Below are 2,240 nucleotides of genomic sequence, written 5' to 3'. Positions count from 1 at the left end.
AGTACCGCGTACCTTTTTAGCGCCTCGCCATGTTTTTTCGCACAGCCACGCGGGGCGCCTTCGCTTGATCGAATTAGCACGTGCGGCCATTAACACCTTCTTTACCATAAGGTTTTATGTAGGAGCGTCTTAGGAAGATTCGTCGAGCGCTCGTGCATTGATGACGACTATCAATGAGGTGCATCATGAATGCCTCCCACCGATCGAACTTCCCTGTGGCACACTCTGCGGCCTACACGATGGTTAGTCGGTACGGGGTAGATGCTGCGTTCGTCGCCCAGCGCGAAGTCGATGCCAAGATTCAGCGTGGAGACCTCCAGGGGGCACTTGAGTTTGATCAAGTACGTCGTGAACTTCTGGATCTCATCATAGATATAGAGCCTCCCGCGCATTACTGACCTACCGAAGAATAAATTTGTGAAATTGTCCAAGTTTTCCTGCGCGCCGAGTGTTTGAGCGAACACCTGCTCGCTGGCGACGGCGGGACGGATCAGCGAGGCATGGCAGGTGGACTACAACACCGTGCGTGCCAACAGCAGTCTTGGGTGCACGGCAACCGCTGACTTTACGACCCGCCCCCGCCACGGGCATATGGACAACGCGCCAAGTTATCTGCGGCCCGGCAGCATCCGCAGTGTCAAAGAGCAAGTGGAGCGTGGTGCCGAAGAAGCAGCAAAGTCGGGCTTACTCAGTAAGGGCCGAAGTGCCGGCGAGGCGCCCGCCGAATGCAGCGAATTCCAAGCTTCTCGACATTGATCCTCAGTCGATTGCATACTCGGGTCGCAACTAGGTGAGGGTGAGGCGGAGGCTCTGACTGGCGGTCCATATCGTATGGCCAATCGCCTGGAACGTCGCTTCTAGCGTAAAGATGAGGATGGTCTGCCCCTACTCTCACCACGGTCCGCTTATGCGGACGGCTACGGGGACTTTGATACATCACCACTCGAGCAGAGAGTCAAAAAGACCTGCCAGTTGCGGTTAATGCGCCTTTCACCGTATGGAATTACACTTACGAAATAGAAATCCTGCATAAGTCCCCTTGTCAAAAGACAAACACTTTCAACTCGGGGGGTTCATATGCGCTACTGGCCTATCGGTAAGCCCATTAGGGCTTAATAGTGTCACCAGCCTGAGCAGCTATCATCTTTTACTGCCGCATTTCGCAGGGGATAGCGCAATGCGTCACTGAAACAGTGGCAAGGCTTGCAAAGGCTGCTGATTAATACCTTTGTCTTTAACCTAACATATCCAATACGCGATATTGGAATAACGCAAAGCTCGATAACGGCTAAGCGCGAAAATGCCCGGCTTTCCAAGCCGGGCATTTTTTCGCCATCAAGACCTGGTCATGTTCTTTACCGGCATCTCAAAAGTAAAGGCCCGAGGAACAAGCCCAAGCACTTTTACGGCCTTTCGCATTGCTTCGTTATGCGTCGATATCGTGAAGTGGATTTCGGTAAACCACCCGTTTAGGTGAACCTTCCGAAACCGCGAAAGTACGGCAGCAAAGGCTGCAGGAGCGGTAGGCGAACCCCAGGCAAACGTGATTGTGAGCGTTCGATCATCATGGTCCTCGCCCCAATTGATACCGCCAACGCACGTTCCGCTTTCATCAAAAGCCAGAATTGCGGGATGGTCCCATTTGCATGGTGGATATCGCAGCCAACCATTGCGCTGATGGTCGACACCCGCGGCGTAAGCAGCCCTCAGGCCTTCCTTGCTATGTGCGAGTTTGGTAACATGCTCCAAGCGTAGACTCATGTTATAGTTCTCCGCCCACGCTTGAACATCATGACGCCAAAATGGCGCACACCGGTGGTCATTACCAGTCCTAGCCGCGTACGTGGCTCTGCGTGGCTGTAGATCGATGGATGCCGATACCAGGACGTGTGCTCGGTACCTGACGGCGTCCATTCAGGCGCGTTCGCGATCTCGGGGTTTGGGCTGTTGGGCGCAGTATGGGCCATCCCGCTTGCCCAATTATCGATCGACGGCGCCCACCGCGCCACATGGATTCTTCGGCAAACCCATTGCGCCGGCGGTTAAACAAAAACAGCCGCCAACCTCGCGAGGTTGACGGCTGCCTTCACACAGATGGCCACTGGGACCAGCTGTGAAATGTGCTTAGGCGAATGCGATTTTCGCCTGGCGACGACGAACGCGCATCGATGCGCCGATGCCACCGATACCGAACAGCATGATTGCCCAGGTACCAGCCTCGGGAACTGCTGCCGTCGGCT

1 protein-coding gene is annotated in these 2,240 nt (G+C 54.9%); it reads right to left on the bottom strand.

Annotated features, from left to right (window positions below):
* Positions 1-2,124: 2,124 nt before the first annotated feature.
* Positions 2,125-2,240: PEP-CTERM sorting domain-containing protein (locus IFS44_RS22710; protein WP_192100164.1), on the bottom strand; the 116-nt coding region annotated here is incomplete at its 5' end.

Source organism: Sphingomonas sp. CFBP 13706, assembly GCF_014842355.1.
GTDB classification, from domain to species: domain Bacteria; phylum Pseudomonadota; class Alphaproteobacteria; order Sphingomonadales; family Sphingomonadaceae; genus Sphingomonas; species Sphingomonas aerolata.
This window is presented reverse-complemented; position numbering and strand designations above follow the sequence as displayed.